Here is an 18,030-nt window from a genome sequence, read left to right as displayed (position 1 = left end):
GGTGGCATGCCTGCCATCACTGCCGACACTCTGACCCTGCCCCGCGTGGCGGCGCCGGCGCCGTCCGACACCGACCGCCCCGTCCGCTCGATCACCACCGGCCCCCGGGGTTACGAGGGCGAAGGATTCCCCGTCGTCCGTGCCTTCGCCGGAGTCAGCTCCGCCGACCTCGACCCGTTCATCCACATGGACCAGATGGGGGAGGTCGAATACGAACCCGGCGAGCCCCGCGGTACCGACTGGCATCCGCACCGCGGGTTCGAGACGGTGACCTACATGATCGACGGCCGCTTCGCCCATCAGGATTCCCACGGCGGCGGCGGACTGATCACCGACGGCGCCACGCAGTGGATGACGGCCGGTGCGGGCATCCTGCACATCGAGACCCCGCCCGCCGAACTCGTCGAGAGCGGCGGCCTGTTCCACGGCATCCAGCTCTGGGTGAACCTGCCGCGCGAGAACAAGTTCGCCGCCCCGCGCTACCAGGCCATCGAGGGCGGCGAGGTCGCCCTGCTGTCGTCCGACGACGGTGGCGCGCTGGTCCGCATCATCGCCGGAGAGCTGGCCGGACAGGCCGGCCCGGGCAGTACACACACCCCGATCACCATGGCGCACGCCACGATAGAACCGGGCGCCCGGCTCAGCCTGCCGTGGAACCGCGACTTCAACGCGCTGGCATACGTGCTGTCGGGCCGCGGCACCGTCGGTCCGGTCGGGCATCCGATCCAGCAGGGGCAGCTCGCCGTGTTCGGCCCCGGCGACCGTATCGCCCTCTCCGCGGCAGCCACCCAGGAATCCCGCAGGCCGGCTCTCGAGGTGCTCCTCCTCGGCGGCAGGCCGATCCGCGAGCCCGTCGTCCAGTACGGCCCGTTCGTGATGAACTCGAAGTCCGAGCTCATCCAGGCGATGGAGGACTACCACGCGGGCAAGTTCGGCGTCATCCCGCCGGACGCGCTGATGCCGCACACGTCGGGCCGGTAAGTCAGGCCCGCGCGGCCGCGGCCTCCTCGCGCGTCGGGTAGAGCAGTTCCAGTTCGCCGAGCTGGGCGGCCACGGTCAGCAGGGGCAGCGCGGCGGGCACCGCGAGGTCGCTGCCGTCGGCCTCTGCGCGCAGCGCTCGGACGAAGTCGTCGGTGATCGGCGACAGCGACCGTGCGACCGGCCGGGCGAGCATCCGCAGCGCCACCAGATCGGCGTGGTTCTCGAGCACCGCGCGGGTCTGCGGGTAGACGCCCAGCGGTGGCGGCACCGCGTCGGCGACCAGTTCGGCAGCCGACCGCAACCGCACCGTCCGGCCGGCCGCGCGGACCACCGGCGCCTTGGCGTCGATCTCGCCGCCGCTCTCCGACAGGTAGTGCCGCAGCGCGTCGTCGAGGGTCCGGGTGGCCTCCAGCGCGTTGTGGCTCAGCGCGATGACCCGGTCGTCGGCCGTCTCCGACGCACCGCGGGTCACGCGCAGCACACCGGCCTTGAGCAGGTCGGCGCCCGCCATGTTGGCCTTGCGTACCGCCAGCGACACCGAGGCCGTCGCGCCGCGGGGCCACAGCAGCACCGACACCGTCACACCGACCAGCGCGCCCACCACCACGTCCTCGACGCGGATGAGCCCAACCGACCATCCCGATGGCTGGATCACGTTGAAGATGATCAGCACCATCATCGTGAACGCGGCCTGCCCGGCGATGAACGACGCCACCTCGGGCACATAGGCCGAACCGAACGCCACCACCGGTAGCAACGCCCACATCACCACCGGTTCGACGCCGACCAGTTCGATGACCACCACCCCGAGCAGGAATCCGATACCGGTTCCGACGACGGCGCGCACCACCCGCGTCCCGGTGGTCAGCGCGCTGCTGCGCAGCACCGACATCGCCCCGAGCACCACCCAGAACCCGTGCTCGACGGGGAAGACGTGGGTGACGGCGACCGCGAGTGCCAGCCCCAGTCCGGTGCGCAGGCTGTTCTGCAGCGCGACCGCGCGGGTGGCGACGAACCCCTTGGTGATCGCGGCGACGGCGGTGGTCTCGGGCATCACCCACTCCGCGGTGCCCGTCTCCGGCAGCCGCCGGCCGAGGACGCGGGCCCACACCGGACGGGCGTCGGCGAGCGCGGCATTGCGCACGACGCGGCCGGTGACGCCGACCGTCGCCGAGAAGGTGCGCCGGCCCAGCAGCGTGCGGCCCACCTCGACGGCTTCGGCGTCGTCGGGGACGGCGAGGATCTGCTCGATGTCCTCGCGGTAGCGCCCGCGGGCGACCCCGCGCAGTTCGGTGAGCGCCTCGTCGAGATCGGCGGTGCGCGCAGCGCGGTCCTGACGATCGGAGATCAGCAGCACCGCGGCCGCATCCCGCAGCACCCGCATGATCGGCGGCTTCATATCGCCGAGCAGAGCGCCGTGGTCGTCGGTGATGCGGTCTGCCAGCCAGCCCAGATCGTCGACCACACGAACCAGGGCGCGGCTGCCCGCGGTCAGGGCCACCGGCCGGTAGTCGGCGTTGACGAAGTTGTCGTACAGCGCGTTCATCGCCCGGTTGACGTCGCGGGTGGTCGCCGTGCCGTCCAGACAGTCGGCCAGCTTCTCGCACACCCTCGCGGCGTGGCGGCGCAGCTCGTCGTGGTGCCGGGGCGGGAGCAGGAACAGCGCTGCCGGGACGCACACCGCCAACGCGATCAGCCATCCGGTGAGACGCTCGTCGATCGGGCCCGGCTGGGTGCAGGCGGGTAGGACGAACGTCATCAGCGTCGCGCGCTGGCCCGCGGCGATGATCTCGCTGAGCACCCCGGCGAACATCACGGCCACGCCGAGCACGAACATCAGGCCGACGGACAGCCACGGATAGGGCGCGACGAGGGTGCCGACCGTGATGAGGATCGCGCCGTTGATCGCCAGCCCGCCGTAGGCGAGCGCCCGGGCCGGCCGGTTGCCGGGGAAATCGGCGAGGATCAGCAGCGCCACCGAGCCGAAGATCGTGAACATCGGCGTCTGCGACGAACCGGCGATGGCGAAGCTGACGGCCGCGGCGATCGGCAGCACGATGCCCGCGCGCGCCGCGCGGCGCAGCGCGTCGCGTTCCGGGTCCCGCCGCTCGATCCGGTCGGCCGCCCGGCGCCACACAACGGCCGGGGTCAGCATGACCGCCGATGGTAGACCGGAACGGGACCCCTCAGGAGCCGTCGGACAGCGACTTGAAGCGGCCGGAGTCGAGCGCGTGGATGATCTCGGCAGCAATCCACGACACCGCGGCGTGGTCGCGGGGGATGGTGGCCTGCTCGTACCCGACGAGGGTGTAGACGCACCACGCCGCGAAGACCTCCGCCTGCCGCTGGTCGCCCAGGATCTGCAGCGAGGACTCCCGCACGATGTCGTAGCGTTGCCGGTCCACCTCAGCCTGCACGGCGTACACGTCCGAATCGATCGAGCTCCACACCCGGATCGCGGCTTCGGCGCCGTGCGGCAGCGCGAGCGCCTCCTCGATCAGGACCTCGACGCGGCGGTGCGGATCGCTGAACGTGCGGACCGCCTCCACGATCTTCGTCACCGCCTGGTGGCGCCAGTACTCGACCAGCTCACGGGTGTAGGTCGACCAGTTCGAGAAGTAGTGATAGAACGAGCCCGTGGTCACGCCGAGTCGCTGGCATACCTCCGCGAGTTTCAGTCCTCCGTAGCCCTGATCGGACAGCACAGCCAGGCCGGTATCGAAATAGGCCTCCCGTGAGATCGCTCCCCCCATGGAGCACATCGTAGTTGCCCGGGGTGACGTATGCGGATACATCCCCACAGCTGACGGTTTGCTGAGAATCGCGCGGCGCATCCGATCGCAGCGACCGTAAATCGGGTCCCCAGGTGACTTGTGGCACAATTTCACCTGTGCCCCACACTGCCAGCAGAGGACCAGGACGTCCTCCAGCGGCGAAGGCGGCGGAGACGCGCGAGCGGATTCTGCGCGCGGCGCGAGAGGTTTTCAGCGAACTCGGCTACGACGCAGCGACTTTTCAGGCCATCGCGATCCGAGCCGACCTGACCCGCCCCGCGATCAACCACTACTTCTCCAGCAAGCGCGTGCTCTACCGCGAGGTCGTCGAACAGACCAACGCCCTGGTGATCAGCTCGGGGATGGAACGCGCCAAAGGTGTCACCACGCTGCTCGGCCGGTTGTCGGCGTTCTTCTCCGCGGCCATGCACGCCGACTCTGAGGATCGCTCGTCGGCGGCGTTCCTGGTCACCTCGGTGCTGGAGTCGCAGCGCCATCCCGATCTGCGCAGCGACGAGCACGACGCGCTGCGGATGAGCCGGTCCTTCGTCTCGTGGGCGGTCAACGACGCGATCGAGCGCGGGGAGCTCAGCACCGAGATCGACACCGCATCGCTGGTCGAGATGCTCGTCGCGGTGATGTGGGGGATGGGCTTCTACGCCGGTTACGTCGGCAGCCAGCAGGAGATGGACGACATCGTCGAGAAGTTCGAGCTGCTGATGGCGAACAAGCTCTGGCAGCTCACCGACGTGCGGTGACGTCGCGCACATTCTATAGCTTGCCTAACCTCCTTCGTTAGCATGGTGGTCTCGACCGCCTGAAGGAGAAGCATGAGCTCGTTGCGGAGTCACGACGACACCTGGGACATCGCGACCAGCGTCGGATCGACCGCGGTCATGGTGGCCGCCTCGCGCGCCGCCGAGACGGCGAGCGCTGACCCGCTCATCGAGGACCCGTACGCGAGCATCCTGGTCGCCGGCGCGGGCACCGGCATCTGGGAATCGGTGCTCGACGCCGATTTCGTCGACCGGGTCGCCGAGGCGGACGCCGAAGCCGCCGCGATCTTCACGCACATGAACAACTACCAGGCCGTGCGAACCCACTTCTTCGACGCGTTCTTCACCAGCGCCGCCGAGGCGGGCATCCGGCAGATCGTCATCCTGGCCTCCGGCCTGGATTCGCGGGCCTACCGGCTGCCGTGGCCGGACGGCACCGTCGTCTACGAGATCGATCAGCCCAAGGTGCTCGAGTACAAGGCGTCTCGACTCGCCGAGCACTCCGTCACCCCGGTCGCCGACCGCCGCGAGGTGCCGATGGACCTTCGCCTCGACTGGCCCGCCGCGCTGCGCGACGCCGGCTTCGATCCCGCGCAGCCCACCGCGTGGCTGGCCGAAGGGCTGCTGATGTATCTGCCCGCCGACGCCCAGGACCGACTGTTCGCGCAGATCACCGACCTGTCCGCACCGGGCAGCCGGGTGGCCGCCGAGACCGCCGGTTTCCAGACCTCCGACGAGCGACGCCGGCAGATGCGCGAGCGGTTCGAGCGCATCGCCGAGAAATTCGACATGGCCGAGACCCTGGATATCCAGGAGCTCATCTACGAGGATCCCGACCGCGCCGCGGTCGACGCCTGGCTGGACGAGCACGGATGGTCCGCCACCGCCGTCCACTCCCCGGACGAGATGCGCCGCCTGGGCCGCTGGGTGCTGCCCGCCGACTTCGAGCCCGGCGGCGACGACGCCAGACAGGGCGGCTTCTCGGATTTCGTCACCGCCCAGCGGAACGCGTAGGCCGCCGCGTGGAGACTTCGAGTGTCATCGGCGGCGTCAGCCCGGCCGCCGTGCTGAGCACCGCGGCCGTCGCGAGCGCCTCCGGATGTGCTGACCCGCTGGCCGCCGTGCTGATCGGTACCCCCGAGATCACCGCGGTCCTGCAGCGCTCCACCGCCCTCATCGACGAGGTGCCCGCCCTGGCCGCGGCCCACCATGTCCTGGCCGACTACCAGGCGGCGCGCAGCAGGCGGTTCGACGCGTTTCTCGCCGACGCCGTGCGCGCCGGGGTGCGCCAGTGCGTGATCCTGGCCGCCGGCCTGGACACCCGCGCCTTCCGGCTGCGGTGGCCGGCGGAGACGACGATCTTCGAGGTCGAGTGGCCCAAGGTGCTGGAGTTCAAGACGGCGGTCCTCGACGCGCACGGCGCCCAGCGGCCCGAAGGCTGGTATCCGGTCGCGGTCGCGGCCGACGGACGCTGGCCCCGGGAGCTGTGGAACGCGGGCTTCAACCACAACGAGCCGACGGCGTGGCTGGCCGAGGCGCTGCTGCCGCTGCCCGACGACGCGCAGGACGTGTTGCTGTCCGAGATCGACGGGCTCAGCGCGGCGGGCAGCGTGCTCGCCTACGACGACGCGCTCGGCCGGTGCTCCGGGCGCTCGGACGCGGCCGACTGGCTCACCTCGCGCGGCTGGTGGACCGACGTCGTCGATGCCCGTGACCTGCCGGAACTGGCCGCGCACCGCGCGGAGATGTCCGAGCACGCGGTCCTGGGTACCGCCCAGAAGATCGCCTAGTACAACGCGCGGACCTGCTCGCGGGCGAAGAACTCCTGATCCTCGCCCCAACCCTGCCGCCCGTCCCAGCGCCAGTCGGTCAGCGTCCAGAACGTCATCCGGCCGGGCCAGCCCAGCCATCGCAGCGCCGTGCGCACGTCGCCCTCGGCGTGCAGCGTCCGGCCGAACTCGTCCTCGGCGTCGAACACCACCCGCCGGGGTGCGCCTCTCCGGCGCTCGGGCACCAGCCGCGAACCCTGCTTCAGCTCGCCGAGGCGGCCGTCGCGCACGAGGTATCCGCCCACCAGCACGTCGGCCCCGGGCCGGTCGCCGGCCATCGTGATCGCGTGCCAATGGTCGTCGGGTCCGGCGATGGCCCACAGGTAGTCACCCGATCGGCGGGCGCCCGGCCGGTGCGGACCCCAGGTGCGGTCGCGCATCGAGAAGCAGTCGAGGTCCAAGTCCTCGCCGCCCAGCCGCATCCGGCCGCGGATGCGGCCCGGCTGGTCGAGATGGCACCGCTGGGCCGAGGCCGGGCCGAGGGCGTGCGGCCCCATCAGGGCTGTCCACTCCAATTCGAACTCCAGACCCAGCGCTGCATAGGACAGCCGGTAGTGCCGCAGCGGCTCCACCACCTCGTGCCGCAGCGAGTTCGGCAGCGTGAAGTCGGCGAATTCCATTGCGCCCGTTGGTGGTTGCTGCCAGCGCCAATCGTAGAACAGGCAGTCATAGATCTCTTCACCGGCCGGATCCCACAGCGCCGGACCGCCCCCGGAGGCGCCGGTGCGCACATCGTGGAAGTAGTAGATGAACCCGTTGATGTCGCGTTCGGGGATGGCGAAGCCGAACCACCCGCTCTCGCACCAGTCCGGGTCGTCGCTGGGGGGATGGAAGACCTCGTCGGCCGCACCGATCTGCACCTTCCGAATAAACCACACGATTTAATCGGCGGAGGCGGAACGCGATACCCGACCCGGCGTTCCGGCGCCGATCCCGCCGCCGTATACCTAGAGGTGAACTGGCCGACATTGCCGAGAGGAACCCCATGTCAGGAGTGCAGGATCGAGTCATCGTCGTCACCGGGGCCGGTGGCGGTCTGGGGCGGGAGTACGCGCTGACGCTGGCCCGCGAGGGCGCCAGTGTCGTGGTCAACGACCTCGGCGGCGCACGTGACGGCACCGGGGCCGGATCGGCGATGGCCGATCAGGTGGTCGAGGAGATCAAGGCCGCAGGCGGCCGCGCGGTGGCCAACTACGACTCCGTGGCCGAAGCCGAGGGTGCCGAGAACATCATCAAGACCGCGATCGACGAGTTCGGCAAGGTCGACGGCGTGGTGAGCAACGCCGGCATCCTGCGCGACGGCACCTTCCACAAGATGTCGTTCGAGAACTGGGATTCGGTGCTCAAGGTGCACCTGTACGGCGGATACAACGTGATCCGCGCGGCGTGGCCGCACTTCCGCGAGAACGGCTTCGGCCGAATCGTCGTCGCCACCTCGACCAGTGGTCTGTTCGGCAACTTCGGGCAGGCCAACTACGGCGCCGCGAAGCTCGGGCTCGTCGGCCTGATCAACACCCTGGCCCAGGAGGGCGCGAAGTACGACATCAAGGCCAACGCCGTCGCCCCGATCGCCGCGACCCGGATGACGCAGGACATCCTGCCGCCCGAGGTGTTCGAGAAGCTGACCCCCGAATACGTGGCGCCGGTCGTGGCCTACCTGATGACCGAGGAGGTGCCCGACACCGCGTCGGTGTTCATCGTCGGCGGTGGCAAAGTACAACGGGCAGCGCTCTTCCAGAATGAAGGCACCACGTTCACCAACGTGCCCACGGTCGACGACGTCGCGGGCAAGTGGGGCGAGATCACCGATCTGTCGGCAGCCCAGCAGGCCAGCTTCAAGCTCGGCTAGACGGGAGATGCAGCAGTGAAAGCCCTTCTCGCACGGGAACTCTCCGGCCCGAGCGGGCTGGACTACACCGACGTCGACGAACCCGGCGGCGAGGGCGCGGTGGTGGTGGACGTCGGCGCGGCCGGCGTCTGCTTCCCCGATCTGCTGCTGCTGCGCGGCGAGTACCAGCTGCGGCTGGAGCCGCCGTTCGTGCCGGGCATGGAGGTCGCAGGCACGGTGCGCTCCGCTCCGCCCGGATCGGAATTATCAGTTGGACAACGGGTTTCGGCGTTCACCCCGCTGGGCGCCTTCGCTGAGCGGGTGGCGGTCGGCGTGGACAACGTGGTCCCGACGCCCGCCGACATCGACGACGCGTCCGCGGCGGCGCTGCTCGGCAACTACTACACGATGTATTTCGCCCTGGTCCGCCGCGGCGCGCTGCGGCCCGGGGAGACGGTGCTGGTGCTGGGCTCGGCCGGCGGTATCGGGACGGCATCGGTGCAGATCGCCAAGGCGCTCGGCGCGCGCGTGATCGCGCTGGTGCACCGGCAGGAGGCCGCAGATTTCGTGGCCTCGCTGGGTGCCGACGTGGTGCTGCCGCTGACCGACGGCTGGCTGCAGGCGGTCAAGGACGCCACCGACGGCCGCGGCGTCGACCTGGTGGTCGATCCGATCGGCGGTCCGGCGTTCGACGACGCCGTGCGCGCGCTGACCACCGAGGGCCGGCTGCTGGTCCTCGGTTTCGCCGCGGGCGGTATCCCGACGGTGAAGGTGAACCGGCTGCTGCTGCGCAACGTCTCGGTCGTCGGCGTCGGGTGGGGTGAGTTCGTCAACCGCACCCCGGGTGCGCAGTCGCTGTTCGGGTTCGGGCTGAGCAAGCTGGTCGAGGGCGGGCTGCGGCCGCCGCCGCCGGTGCGCCACCCGCTGGCAGAGGGCCGAGCGGCGCTCGAAGCGCTGGCCAATGGCGAGATTCGCGGGAAGCTGGTCCTGGAACCGTGACGAGCGCTTGCGCGAGGAACCGACGATGGTGACGGAGTTGCGGGCGTTGGCGTTCGACGTGTTCGGCACCGTCGTCGACTGGCGGTCCAGCGTCATCGCCGAGGCCGCGGAGTTCGGTAGGCGCCACGGCGTGACACGGGACTGGGCGGCGTTCGCCGACGACTGGCGTGGCGGCTACGTGCCGGCGATGGATCGCGTCCGCCGCGGCGAGGTGCCGTGGACGAAACTCGACGATCTGCACCGCGGGATGCTCGTCGAGTTACTCGGCGACATCGCCGGTGTCGGCGAGCAGGACATCGACGACCTCAACCGGGTGTGGCACCGGCTGAACCCGTGGCCGGACTCGGTGGGAGGGCTGACGCGACTCAAACAGCGTTATGTCATCACGCCGCTGTCCAACGGCAATGTGTCGCTGCTGACGAACATGGCCAAACACGCCGGCCTGCCGTGGGATTGCGTGATGTCGGCCGAGCTGTTCGGCCACTACAAACCGGACCCCGAGGTGTATCTGGGCTGCGCGGCGCTACTCGACGTCGCCCCGGACGAGCTGATGCTGGTGGCCGCACACCCGAGCGATCTGCGGGCCGCCCGCGACGCCGGACTGCGCACCGGATACGTGGTGCGGCCGCTGGAGCGCGGACCGGGGCGCAGGCCCCCGCGCTATGAAGAGGGCGAGTTCGATCTGGTCGCCGCGGATTTCGGCGACCTGGCCGACCAGCTGCATGCGTAGATTCGGGGCATGAGTTTCGGCGGGATCGTGCTGGTCGCCCTGGCGATCGCGGTCGGGATCATCGGCATCGTCGTGCCGCTGCTGCCCGGCACGCTGTTGGTCTTCGCCGCGATCGCGGTGTGGGCATTCGTCGAACAGACCACCGCCGCCTGGGTGACGCTCGGCGTGGTGACCGTGATTCTCGGGGCGGCGCTGCTGATCAAATACCTGTGGCCGATGCGGCGCATGCGGGCGGCCGACGTGCGCACGATGAGTCTGGTGACCGGCGGCGTGCTGGGCGTCATCGGCTTCTTCGTGATCCCGGTGCTCGGGCTGGTGATCGGCTTCGTCGGCGGGATCTATCTGACCGAGCTGGGTGTGCGCAGGGATCAGCGGGTCGCGTGGGCGTCGACAGTGCACGCGCTCAAAGGGGTGGCGCTGTCGATGGGGGTGGAGTTGGCGGGTGCGCTCCTGGCGACCGTCGCGTGGGTGGTCGGGGTGTACGTCACGCAGTAGCGCGGGTGTTACGCAATCAGCCCAGCAGGGCGGTGCGCAACCGGGCGAGCTCCTCGGCGCTCACGCCCGCGGCCTCCAGGAAGCCCTCGAGCGAGCCGTACTGCGAGAAGATCGTGCGCCGCGCCGTGTCGAGGTACTCCTCGCGCACGCCGAGCACCTCGTGGGTCAGCCGCGCCTGTGCGAACGTCATCACCTCGGGGGTCTCGGCCGCCCGGTCCCGCAGCGAGTCCAGAATCTGGTCCCGCAGCTGGGCGACCGCATCGTTGCTGCGCAGGAAGTCGGCCAGGATCGCGTCGCGGTCCACTCCGACCGCCTCGAGGACCGTCGCGACGGTGAACCCCGTACGGTCCTTACCGGCGAAGCAGTGCGCCAACACCGGGCGACGGTCGGCCAGCAGGGTGACCACCTGACGAACCGCCCGCTGCGCGCCGCCCAGCGTCGGGAACCGCTCGTACTCCTCGGTCATGAACCGCGCCGCCGCGAGCGAGACGTCCTCGTCGTCGGGCTTCTCGGTCATCATCCGCTGGAACGACGTCTCGTGCGGCGCCTCGCCGTCGACCGCCGACACGTCGGGGAACGGCAGCAGGTGCACCGCCACCCCGTCCGGCACCCGGCCCGGTCCGCGGCGTTCCACCTCGCGCGGCGAGCGCAAATCGGCCACGTCGGTGATACCGAGTTCGGCCAGGGCCGCTCGCCCGGCGTCGTCGAGTGCGCTGATCTCACTCGACCGGAAGAACAACCCGGGCCGCACCCCGGTCTCCTCTGCGACGTCGCGGAAGTTCCACGCGCCGGACAGGTCCGTCGGCTGGGGTCGGCCGCTCACGCGCCGGTCACCGCCGGGTTCGATGGGCGGCACACCGCCGTGGCGAACGGCGACTTCTCGCGGCCGAGTTCGGCGCGGGCGATCGTGCGCATGTGGACCTCGTCAGGGCCGTCGAACAGCCGCATCGCGCGGTGCCACGCGTAAAGCCGGGCCAGCGGGAAGTCGTCGGACACCCCGGCGCCGCCGTGCACCTGGATCGCGCGGTCGATGACGTCGCAGGCGATCTGGGGAGCGACGGCCTTGATCTGGCTGACCAGCACGTGGGCAGCCTTGTTGCCCTGCTGGTCGATGGTCCACGCCGCCTTGTGACACAACAGCCGGGCCATGTCGATCTCGTTGCGCGACTTGGCAATCGCCTCACGGACGACACCTTGCTCGGCCAGCGGCTTACCGAACGCGACGCGCTTCTGCACCCGGTCGGTCATCAGCGCCAGCGCCCGCTCCGCCGCACCGAGGGCCCGCATGCAGTGGTGGATCCGGCCCGGTCCGAGGCGGGCCTGGGCGATCGCGAAGCCGGAGCCCTCCTCGTGCAGCAGGTTCTCGACGGGGACCCGGACGTTGTCGAAGACGATCTCGCAGTGCCCGTGCTGGTCCTGCCACCCGAACACCGGCAGCGAACGCCGGATGTCGACGCCCGGGGTATCGGTCGGCACCAGGATCATCGACTGCTGCTGATGGCTGGCCGCGTCGGGATTGGTGCGGCCCATGACGATCATGATCTTGCAGCGCGGATCGGCGGCGCCGGTGATCCACCACTTGCGGCCGTTGATCACGTAATCGGATCCGTCGCGCAGCATGGTCGTCTCGATGTTGCGGGCGTCGGACGAGGCGACGGCCGGCTCGGTCATCGCGAACGCGCTGCGGATCTCACCGTTGAGCAGCGGCTCGAGCCACTGCTTGCTCTGCTCCTCGTTGGCGAACAGGTGCAGCGTCTCCATGTTGCCGGTGTCGGGGGCCGCGCAGTTGATCACCTCGGGCGCGATCTCCATGCTCCAGCCGGACAGCTCGGCCAACTCGGCGTACTCGAGGTTGCTCAACCCGGAGATCGACGGCAGGAACAGGTTCCACAGGCCCTGCTCCTTGGCCTTGACCTTGAGCTCCTCGACGATCGGGGGAACCGTGTGGTCTTTCGGCCCGGCCTCGTCGCGGTAGCGGTGGTACTCCGCCTCGGCCGGAAACACGTGCTCGGTCATGAAGTCGGTGAGCCGACTGTGGTAATCCCGGGCCTTGTCCGACATCGCGAAGTCCATGCCGTCACGATAGGACGATGCCTCCGCAGACCGTCCGCCGGGCCACTGTGGGTGACGTGCCCGCCGTCGAACGCCTCGTCGCCGCTGCGTTCGACCGGTATGTCGAGCGCATCGGCCGTCCCCCCGCGCCGATGACGCACGATTATCGCGCGCTGTTGGACACCGCGCGGGTGTGGGTGAGCGAGGGCGCCGACGGCGTCACCGGCGTGCTGGTGACGGTGCCGCACGACGACCATCTGCTGCTCGACACCGTCGCCGTCTGTCCCCGGGCGCAGGGCGGCGGTGTCGGCGCGGTACTGCTGGCCCGCGCGGAGGATGACGCCCGCGAACTCGGCCTGCCCGAGGTGCGACTCCACACCAACGTCGCGATGACCGAGAACCTCACGTTCTATCCCCGCCACGGCTACACCGAATCCGGCCGCGGCCGCCGGGACGGCTACGACCGGGTGTTCTACGTCAAGCGGGTCAGCGGGTCGTCAGCGTCCGCGAGATGACAAGCCGCTGAATCTGATTCGTGCCCTCGAAGATCTGGGTGATCTTGGCTTCGCGCATGTACCGCTCGACGCGGAAATCGCGGGTGTAGCCGGCTCCGCCGAACACCTGCACCGCATCGGTGGTCACTTTCATCGCCGCGTCGGTCGCGACGAGTTTGGCGACGCTGGCCTGCGTCGAGTACGGCAGTCCGAGGTCGCGTCGGCGCGCGGCGTCCAGGTACGTCGCGCGGGCGCTGACCACCGCGGCGGCCATGTCGGCGAGCAGGAAGCCCAGCCCCTGGTGCTCGACGATTCTGCGGCCGAACGTCGTCCGCTCGTTGGCGTAGCGCGTGGCCTCGTCGAGCGCGGCCTGCGCCAGACCCACGGCCACCGCGGCGATGCCCAGCCGTCCGGAATCCAGCGCGGAGAACGCGATCTGCAGCCCCTGCCCTTCCGCGCCGATCCGGCGCTCGGCGGTGACGGGCGCGTGGTCGTAATAGGCCGACGTGGTGGGGACCGCGTGCAGCCCCATCTTCTCCTCCGGCTTGCCGAAAGAGAGTCCGGGCTGGTCAGCGGGAATCAGGAAGCAGGAGATTCCCCCTTTGTCTCCTTGGCCCGTCCGGGCGAACAACGTATAGAAGTCGGCTCTACCGCCGTGGGTGATCCACGACTTCTCCCCGGTGATCTCATAGCCATCGCCGGAAGGTGTTGCAGCGCAGCGCAATGCCGCGGCGTCGGAGCCGGCCTGCGGTTCGGACAGGCTGTAGGCGCCGATCTGATCGCCGGACAGCATGCCGGTCAGCCAGCGCTGTTTCTGCTCGTCGGTGCCGAACATCAACAGCGGGTGCGACGACAGGCTGTGCACGCTGACCGCGACGGCGACCGCTGCCCAGCGCGCGGCGATCTCCTCGAGCACCTGCAGGTACACCTCGTAGGGCTGGCCACCGCCGCCCCACTCCTCGGGCTGCGGGAGGCTGAGCAGACCGGCCGCACCCAGTTGGGCGAACACGCCGTCCGGGTAGGTCTCCGCCTTCTCGTGGGCGTCGACGATCGGATCGAGGACCTTGTCGGCGATGTCGCGGGTCAGCGCGATCAGGTCCGCGGCCTCGCGGGTGGGTAGCAGTCGATCGACGGCCATCGTGCCTCCCTTGGTTGACGTGGTCGTGCTGCGCTCAGTCTCCGCGGCGGTACCAGGCGACGAAATACAGCACCATCGCCGCCGTCAGCGCCAACAGGACCCACAGCACCAGGATCTGGTCGATCCACGCACCGGGTGGCGGCGCGCCGGGCATGAAGTTGCGGATGGGAACGATCGCGAACAACGATGCGGCGTACCAGGTACCGAACGGCGGTAGGAACTTCCGCCGGCCACGCAGCATCTCGATCGACACGAACAGCGCCAGCGCGGGCAGGGTGAGCAGCACCAGGCACAGGCCCAGGTCGAACGCCAACGGACCGCGTGCCCGGCTCAGCGTGATCGTCTGGTAGTCGCCGTCAGGGGCGGACTGGGTGGCCGGACCGCTGCGCTCGCTGCTGATGTCCCAGCTGTTGAGCCCGCCTGTCACCTCGAGCCGGGCGGGTTCGAACTCGCGGTCGTCACCGGAACCGACGAGCACATCGGCCCCGAGGGCACCCACGGTGTAGGTGTCGAAGGGCCAGTTGTCCGCATCGCCGTCGGCCGCGATGGACGTCTGGATCTCCTGCGGCAGCTCACCTTTCGGCGTCTGAAGATCCCCGCCGATGCTGACCTCGTTGACGAACAGGCGCACCGCGATGTCGGTGTTCACCACGTTGAGATCGGTGTTCATGAACTCGTCGGCGGGGAAGACCACGACATTCACGTCGACCTTGTTCTCGACGGGGTGGATCGCCTCCAGGGTCACCTGGACGATGGTGTCACTGGTCGTGCCGAGGTCCGGCGGCCCCAGCGACTGCTCCGGACCGGCGACGTAGCGGTAGCCGGCCAGCGCCACGGCGTAGATCACCACCACGATCATCACGGTGCCGACACTGGCCAGCCGCCCACGCAGACCGCGCGACTGTTGCTCCACGTCCGGCGCGCTCATCGCGAACCGCTACAGCGCCGCGAGGATGTCGTTGACGCGATCCCGCGCGTCACCGAACAGCATCTGGGTGTTCTCGCGGAAGAACAGCGGGTTCTGCACCCCGGCGTATCCGGAGGCCATCGAGCGTTTGAACACGATGACATTGTCGGCGTTCCACACCGTCAGCACCGGCATTCCGGCGATCGGGCTGCCGGGGTCCTCGGACGCGGCGGGGTTGACGGTGTCGTTCGCGCCGATCACCAGGACGACCGAGGTGCCGTCGAAATCGTCGTTGATCTCGTCCATCTCGAGCACGATGTCGTAGGGCACCTTGGCCTCGGCGAGCAGCACGTTCATGTGGCCGGGCAATCGGCCGGCGACCGGGTGGATGCCGAAGCGCACGTCGACACCGCGCTCGCGCAGCTTGCGGGTCAGATCGGCGACGCCGTACTGCGCCTGCGCGACGGCCATCCCGTAGCCGGGCGTGATGACCACCGAGCTCGCGGAGGCGAGCAGCTCGGCGGCGCCATCGGCCGTGATCTCCCGATGTTCGCCGTAGTCCACATCGGAGCCGCCCCCTGGACTCTCCATCCCGAAGCCGCCCGCGATGACGGAGATGAACGACCGGTTCATCGCCTTGCACATGATGTAGGACAGGTAGGCGCCGGAGGAGCCGACGAGCGCGCCGGTGATGATCAGCAGGTCGTTGCCGAGCAGGAAGCCGGATGCGGCCGCCGCCCAGCCGGAGTAGCTGTTGAGCATCGACACCACCACCGGCATGTCGCCGCCGCCGATGGAGGCGACCAGATGCCAGCCCAGGAGCAGCGCCAGCACCGTGACCACGATCAGTAGCCACAGCTGCGGATCGATGACGAACCACACGGTCAGCGCCGCGAAGAGCACCAGCGCGCCGACGTTGAGGATGTTCTTGCCGGGCAGCATCATCGGGGCCGATTTCATCCGCGCCGACAGTTTGAGGTTCGCCACGACCGACCCGGTGAACGTCACCGCACCGATGAAGACGCCGATGACGACCTCGGCGGAGTGGATCCCGAGCATCCCCTCGCGAGCCAGTTGCAGCGCGTCGGCGCCGTCCGGCGCCGCTTCGACGTGCAGGTAGCCGTTCCAGCCGACCAGCACCGCGGCCAGGCCCACGAAGGAATGGAGGAGTGCGATCAGTTCCGGCATGCCGGTCATCTCGACGACCTTGGCACGCCACAGACCGATCGCGGCGCCGATGACCATCGCGCCGACCAGCAGCCCGAAGCCCAGCGGCTCGATGTGCCGTGCCAGCGCGAGGGCGATGGTCGCCAGGAGTGCGACGGCCATGCCGGCGATGCCGAATGTGTTTCCGGCCCTGGACGTCTCGTGCCGGGACAGCCCGGCGAGCGCCAAGATGAACAGCAGGGCAGCGACGACGTAGGCCGCGGTGGCGGCGGTTTGCACGGTGAACACGGGTCAGCTCCTCGAGAACATCGCCAGCATGCGGCGTGTCACCGCGAAGCCACCGAAGACGTTGATGCTGGCGAGCAGGATGGCCAGGAAGGCAAGGACGGTGATGACGGTGCCGTTGGCCTGGTCGCTGTGCCCGATCTGTAGCAGCGCGCCGACGACGATGATGCCGGAGATCGCGTTGGTCACCGACATCAGCGGTGTGTGCAGTGCGTGGTGGACGTTGCCGATGACGTAGTAGCCGATGACGATCGCCAGCGCGAAGACCGTCAGGTGCACCTGCAGCGCGGCGGGGGAGGCCGCGATCAGCAGGAACAGCAGCGCGGCGACACCGAAGGTGATGCCGAGGCGGCGGCCGGTCGACATGGGCTGTTTCGGCGCGGCGGGTTCGACCGGCGCGGTGGCGGGGGCGGCCGGCGCCGCGGACACCTGGACCGGGGGCGGCGGCCAGGTGACCTCGCCGTTGCGCACCACGGTCACCGACCGCTGCACCACGTCGTCCCAGTCCAGGGTGAGCCGGCCGTCCTTCTCCGGGGTCAGCAGCTTGAGCAGGTTGACCAGGTTGGTGCCGTACAGCTGGGACGCCTGGGCGGGTAGGCGACCGGCCAGATCGGTGTAGCCGATGATCGTCACCCCGTTGTCGGTGACGATCGCCTCGTCTTTGACGGTGCCCTCGACGTTGCCGCCGTTGGCCGCGGCCATGTCGACGATCACGCTGCCCGGCTTCATCGACGCCACCATGTCCGCGGTGATGATGCGCGGCGCGGGCCGGCCCGGGATCAGCGCCGTGGTGATGATGATGTCGACGTCCTTGCACTGCTCGGCGTACAGCGCGGCCTCGCGGACCTTGTAGTCCTCGCCCATCTCTTTGGCGTAGCCGGTGGCCGACACCTCGGCCGCGGCCGGATCGACGGCCAGGTACTCACCGCCGAGCGAGGCGACCTGATCGGCGACTTCCGGACGCGGGTCGGTGGCGCGCACGATCGCGCCGAGGCTGCCCGCGGCGCCGATGGCCGCCAGACCGGCAACCCCCGCGCCGACGACGAGCACCTTGGCCGGCGGCACCTTGCCCGCCGCGGTCACCTGTCCGGTGAAGAAGCGGCCGAACCGGTGGGCGGCCTCGACGACCGCGCGGTAGCCGGCGATGTTGGCCATCGACGACAGCACGTCCAGCGATTGCGCCCGCGAGATCCGGGGGACCGCGTCCATGGCGAGCACGGTGATCGGGCGGGCGGCCAGTTTCTCGACGAGGTCGGGGTTGAGCCCGGGGGAGATCAGGCTGACCAGCGTCGCGCCGTCGCGCAGCGCCGCGATCTCCGAGTCGGTGGGTGCGTTGACCTTCAGTACGACCTCGGCCCGCCAGGGGTCGCCGATCTCCGCCCCGGCCTCGACGTACGCCGCATCGGAGAAACTCGAGGCGGCGCCGGCGCCGGATTCGACGACCACGGAATATCCGAGCTTGATGAGCTGCCCGACGGTCTGCGGTGTGGCGGCGACGCGGGTTTCCCCGGGCTGGGACTCGCGTGGTATCGCGATGAACATCGAGACAGTCTGGCATCGGCGCGGGACCGCCGG

At 69.6% G+C, this 18,030-nt stretch carries 18 protein-coding genes; 9 read left to right on the top strand and 9 right to left on the bottom strand.

Annotated elements, in window-relative coordinates; all coding sequences use genetic code 11:
- The first annotated feature begins 6 nt into the window (after positions 1 to 6).
- Complete coding sequence (locus A5757_RS16550; RefSeq protein ID WP_066836044.1) at positions 7 to 981, top strand: pirin family protein; 975 nt, start codon at positions 7 to 9, stop codon at positions 979 to 981.
- 1 nt (position 982) lies between these two features.
- Here A5757_RS16550 and A5757_RS16545 read toward each other — a convergent pair whose 3' ends face one another.
- Together A5757_RS16545 and A5757_RS16540 are read right to left on the bottom strand one after the other, a co-directional pair.
- Complete coding sequence (locus A5757_RS16545; protein WP_066836042.1) at positions 983 to 3,136, bottom strand: FUSC family protein; 2,154 nt, start codon at positions 3,134 to 3,136, stop codon at positions 983 to 985.
- Positions 3,137 to 3,167: 31 nt separating this feature from the next.
- Positions 3,168 to 3,734 carry a TetR/AcrR family transcriptional regulator gene (locus A5757_RS16540; RefSeq protein WP_066836040.1) on the bottom strand — a complete coding sequence of 189 codons (567 nt, stop codon included), beginning with the start codon at positions 3,732 to 3,734 and terminating at the stop codon, positions 3,168 to 3,170.
- A gap of 137 nt (positions 3,735 to 3,871) precedes the next feature.
- Here A5757_RS16540 and A5757_RS16535 point away from each other — a divergent pair, with 137 nt between their 5' ends.
- The 3 genes from A5757_RS16535 to A5757_RS16525 all read left to right on the top strand — a co-directional run bounded on the left by A5757_RS16535 (position 3,872) and on the right by A5757_RS16525 (position 6,321).
- On the top strand, positions 3,872 to 4,513 hold the full coding sequence (locus tag A5757_RS16535) for a TetR/AcrR family transcriptional regulator (protein ID WP_066836038.1): 642 nt from the start codon (positions 3,872 to 3,874) through the stop codon (positions 4,511 to 4,513).
- Between the two features lie 72 nt (positions 4,514 to 4,585).
- The gene (locus A5757_RS16530; protein ID WP_066836036.1) at positions 4,586 to 5,545 is read left to right on the top strand and encodes a class I SAM-dependent methyltransferase; all 960 of its coding nucleotides are present in this window, start codon (positions 4,586 to 4,588) and stop codon (positions 5,543 to 5,545) included.
- 8 nt (positions 5,546 to 5,553) lie between these two features.
- Positions 5,554 to 6,321: an SAM-dependent methyltransferase gene (locus A5757_RS16525; RefSeq protein ID WP_066836034.1), complete on the top strand. Its 768-nt coding sequence runs from the start codon at positions 5,554 to 5,556 to the stop codon at positions 6,319 to 6,321.
- On the opposite strand, the gene A5757_RS16520 is transcribed toward A5757_RS16525, so the two are convergent.
- The gene (locus A5757_RS16520) at positions 6,318 to 7,220 is read right to left on the bottom strand and encodes a hypothetical protein (protein ID WP_066836032.1); all 903 of its coding nucleotides are present in this window, start codon (positions 7,218 to 7,220) and stop codon (positions 6,318 to 6,320) included. The two genes, A5757_RS16525 and A5757_RS16520, sit on opposite strands and share 4 nt — an antisense overlap.
- 125 nt (positions 7,221 to 7,345) lie before the next feature.
- On the opposite strand from A5757_RS16520, the gene A5757_RS16515 reads away from it, so the two are divergent.
- Genes A5757_RS16515 through A5757_RS16500 form a run of 4 tightly spaced genes read left to right on the top strand, consistent with a single transcriptional unit; the run spans position 7,346 to position 10,412 of the window.
- Positions 7,346 to 8,209 carry an SDR family oxidoreductase gene (locus tag A5757_RS16515; protein WP_066836030.1) on the top strand — a complete coding sequence of 288 codons (864 nt, stop codon included), beginning with the start codon at positions 7,346 to 7,348 and terminating at the stop codon, positions 8,207 to 8,209.
- A gap of 15 nt (positions 8,210 to 8,224) precedes the next feature.
- The gene (locus A5757_RS16510) at positions 8,225 to 9,187 is read left to right on the top strand and encodes an NADPH:quinone oxidoreductase family protein (protein ID WP_066836028.1); all 963 of its coding nucleotides are present in this window, start codon (positions 8,225 to 8,227) and stop codon (positions 9,185 to 9,187) included.
- 25 nt (positions 9,188 to 9,212) lie between these two features.
- Positions 9,213 to 9,917 (top strand): haloacid dehalogenase type II, encoded by a 705-nt coding sequence (locus A5757_RS16505; RefSeq protein WP_066836143.1) that lies wholly within the window; start codon positions 9,213 to 9,215, stop codon positions 9,915 to 9,917.
- A 9-nt stretch (positions 9,918 to 9,926) separates the two neighbouring features.
- Positions 9,927 to 10,412, top strand: coding sequence for a DUF456 domain-containing protein (locus A5757_RS16500; protein WP_066836026.1), 486 nt, complete (start codon positions 9,927 to 9,929; stop codon positions 10,410 to 10,412).
- A gap of 16 nt (positions 10,413 to 10,428) precedes the next feature.
- Here the strand turns inward: A5757_RS16500 and A5757_RS16495 are convergent, their stop codons facing one another.
- Positions 10,429 to 11,235, bottom strand: coding sequence for a tyrosine-protein phosphatase (locus A5757_RS16495; RefSeq protein ID WP_066836025.1), 807 nt, complete (start codon positions 11,233 to 11,235; stop codon positions 10,429 to 10,431).
- Positions 11,232 to 12,473 carry an acyl-CoA dehydrogenase family protein gene (locus tag A5757_RS16490; RefSeq protein ID WP_197497361.1) on the bottom strand — a complete coding sequence of 414 codons (1,242 nt, stop codon included), beginning with the start codon at positions 12,471 to 12,473 and terminating at the stop codon, positions 11,232 to 11,234. Before A5757_RS16490 ends, A5757_RS16495 begins: the two co-directional genes overlap by 4 nt.
- Before the next feature lie 29 nt (positions 12,474 to 12,502).
- Here A5757_RS16490 and A5757_RS16485 point away from each other — a divergent pair, with 29 nt between their 5' ends.
- A complete protein-coding gene (locus A5757_RS16485) occupies positions 12,503 to 12,979 on the top strand; it encodes a GNAT family N-acetyltransferase (RefSeq protein WP_066836023.1) in 477 nt (158 codons plus the stop codon).
- Here the strand turns inward: A5757_RS16485 and A5757_RS16480 are convergent.
- Genes A5757_RS16480 through A5757_RS16465 form a run of 4 tightly spaced genes read right to left on the bottom strand, consistent with a single transcriptional unit; the run spans position 12,951 to position 17,997 of the window.
- The gene (locus A5757_RS16480) at positions 12,951 to 14,096 is read right to left on the bottom strand and encodes an acyl-CoA dehydrogenase family protein (protein WP_066836022.1); all 1,146 of its coding nucleotides are present in this window, start codon (positions 14,094 to 14,096) and stop codon (positions 12,951 to 12,953) included. The genes A5757_RS16485 and A5757_RS16480 overlap by 29 nt on opposite strands.
- 34 nt (positions 14,097 to 14,130) lie before the next feature.
- Complete coding sequence (locus A5757_RS16475) at positions 14,131 to 15,024, bottom strand: DUF4436 domain-containing protein (protein WP_066836021.1); 894 nt, start codon at positions 15,022 to 15,024, stop codon at positions 14,131 to 14,133.
- Positions 15,025 to 15,033: 9 nt separating this feature from the next.
- Complete coding sequence (gene pntB, locus A5757_RS16470; RefSeq protein ID WP_066836019.1) at positions 15,034 to 16,458, bottom strand: Re/Si-specific NAD(P)(+) transhydrogenase subunit beta; 1,425 nt, start codon at positions 16,456 to 16,458, stop codon at positions 15,034 to 15,036.
- Between the two features lie 3 nt (positions 16,459 to 16,461).
- Positions 16,462 to 17,997 (bottom strand): Re/Si-specific NAD(P)(+) transhydrogenase subunit alpha, encoded by a 1,536-nt coding sequence (locus A5757_RS16465; RefSeq protein WP_066836017.1) that lies wholly within the window; start codon positions 17,995 to 17,997, stop codon positions 16,462 to 16,464.
- Between the last annotated feature and the right edge of the window lie 33 nt (positions 17,998 to 18,030).

Source organism: Mycobacterium sp. 852013-51886_SCH5428379, from assembly GCF_001665575.1.
In the GTDB taxonomy this organism is placed as follows: domain Bacteria; phylum Actinomycetota; class Actinomycetes; order Mycobacteriales; family Mycobacteriaceae; genus Mycobacterium.
Note: the sequence above shows the minus strand (reverse complement) of the source record. Positions and strands in the feature narration are given on the sequence as shown.

Excerpts from the sequence above, each read along its gene's own strand:
- A5757_RS16550 (WP_066836044.1), top strand. The coding sequence starts at position 7 with ATGCCTGCCATCACTGCCGACACTCTGACCCTGCCCCGCGTGGCGGCG.
- A5757_RS16545 (WP_066836042.1), bottom strand. The coding sequence starts at position 3,136 with ATGCTGACCCCGGCCGTTGTGTGGCGCCGGGCGGCCGACCGGATCGAG.
- A5757_RS16540 (WP_066836040.1), bottom strand. The coding sequence starts at position 3,734 with ATGGGGGGAGCGATCTCACGGGAGGCCTATTTCGATACCGGCCTGGCT.
- A5757_RS16530 (WP_066836036.1), top strand. The coding sequence starts at position 4,586 with ATGAGCTCGTTGCGGAGTCACGACGACACCTGGGACATCGCGACCAGC.
- A5757_RS16515 (WP_066836030.1), top strand. The coding sequence starts at position 7,346 with ATGTCAGGAGTGCAGGATCGAGTCATCGTCGTCACCGGGGCCGGTGGC.
- A5757_RS16505 (WP_066836143.1), top strand. The coding sequence starts at position 9,213 with ATGGTGACGGAGTTGCGGGCGTTGGCGTTCGACGTGTTCGGCACCGTC.
- A5757_RS16500 (WP_066836026.1), top strand. The coding sequence starts at position 9,927 with ATGAGTTTCGGCGGGATCGTGCTGGTCGCCCTGGCGATCGCGGTCGGG.
- A5757_RS16490 (WP_197497361.1), bottom strand. The coding sequence starts at position 12,473 with ATGTCGGACAAGGCCCGGGATTACCACAGTCGGCTCACCGACTTCATG.
- A5757_RS16485 (WP_066836023.1), top strand. The coding sequence starts at position 12,503 with ATGCCTCCGCAGACCGTCCGCCGGGCCACTGTGGGTGACGTGCCCGCC.
- A5757_RS16480 (WP_066836022.1), bottom strand. The coding sequence starts at position 14,096 with ATGGCCGTCGATCGACTGCTACCCACCCGCGAGGCCGCGGACCTGATC.
- A5757_RS16475 (WP_066836021.1), bottom strand. The coding sequence starts at position 15,024 with ATGAGCGCGCCGGACGTGGAGCAACAGTCGCGCGGTCTGCGTGGGCGG.
- A5757_RS16465 (WP_066836017.1), bottom strand. The coding sequence starts at position 17,997 with ATGTTCATCGCGATACCACGCGAGTCCCAGCCCGGGGAAACCCGCGTC.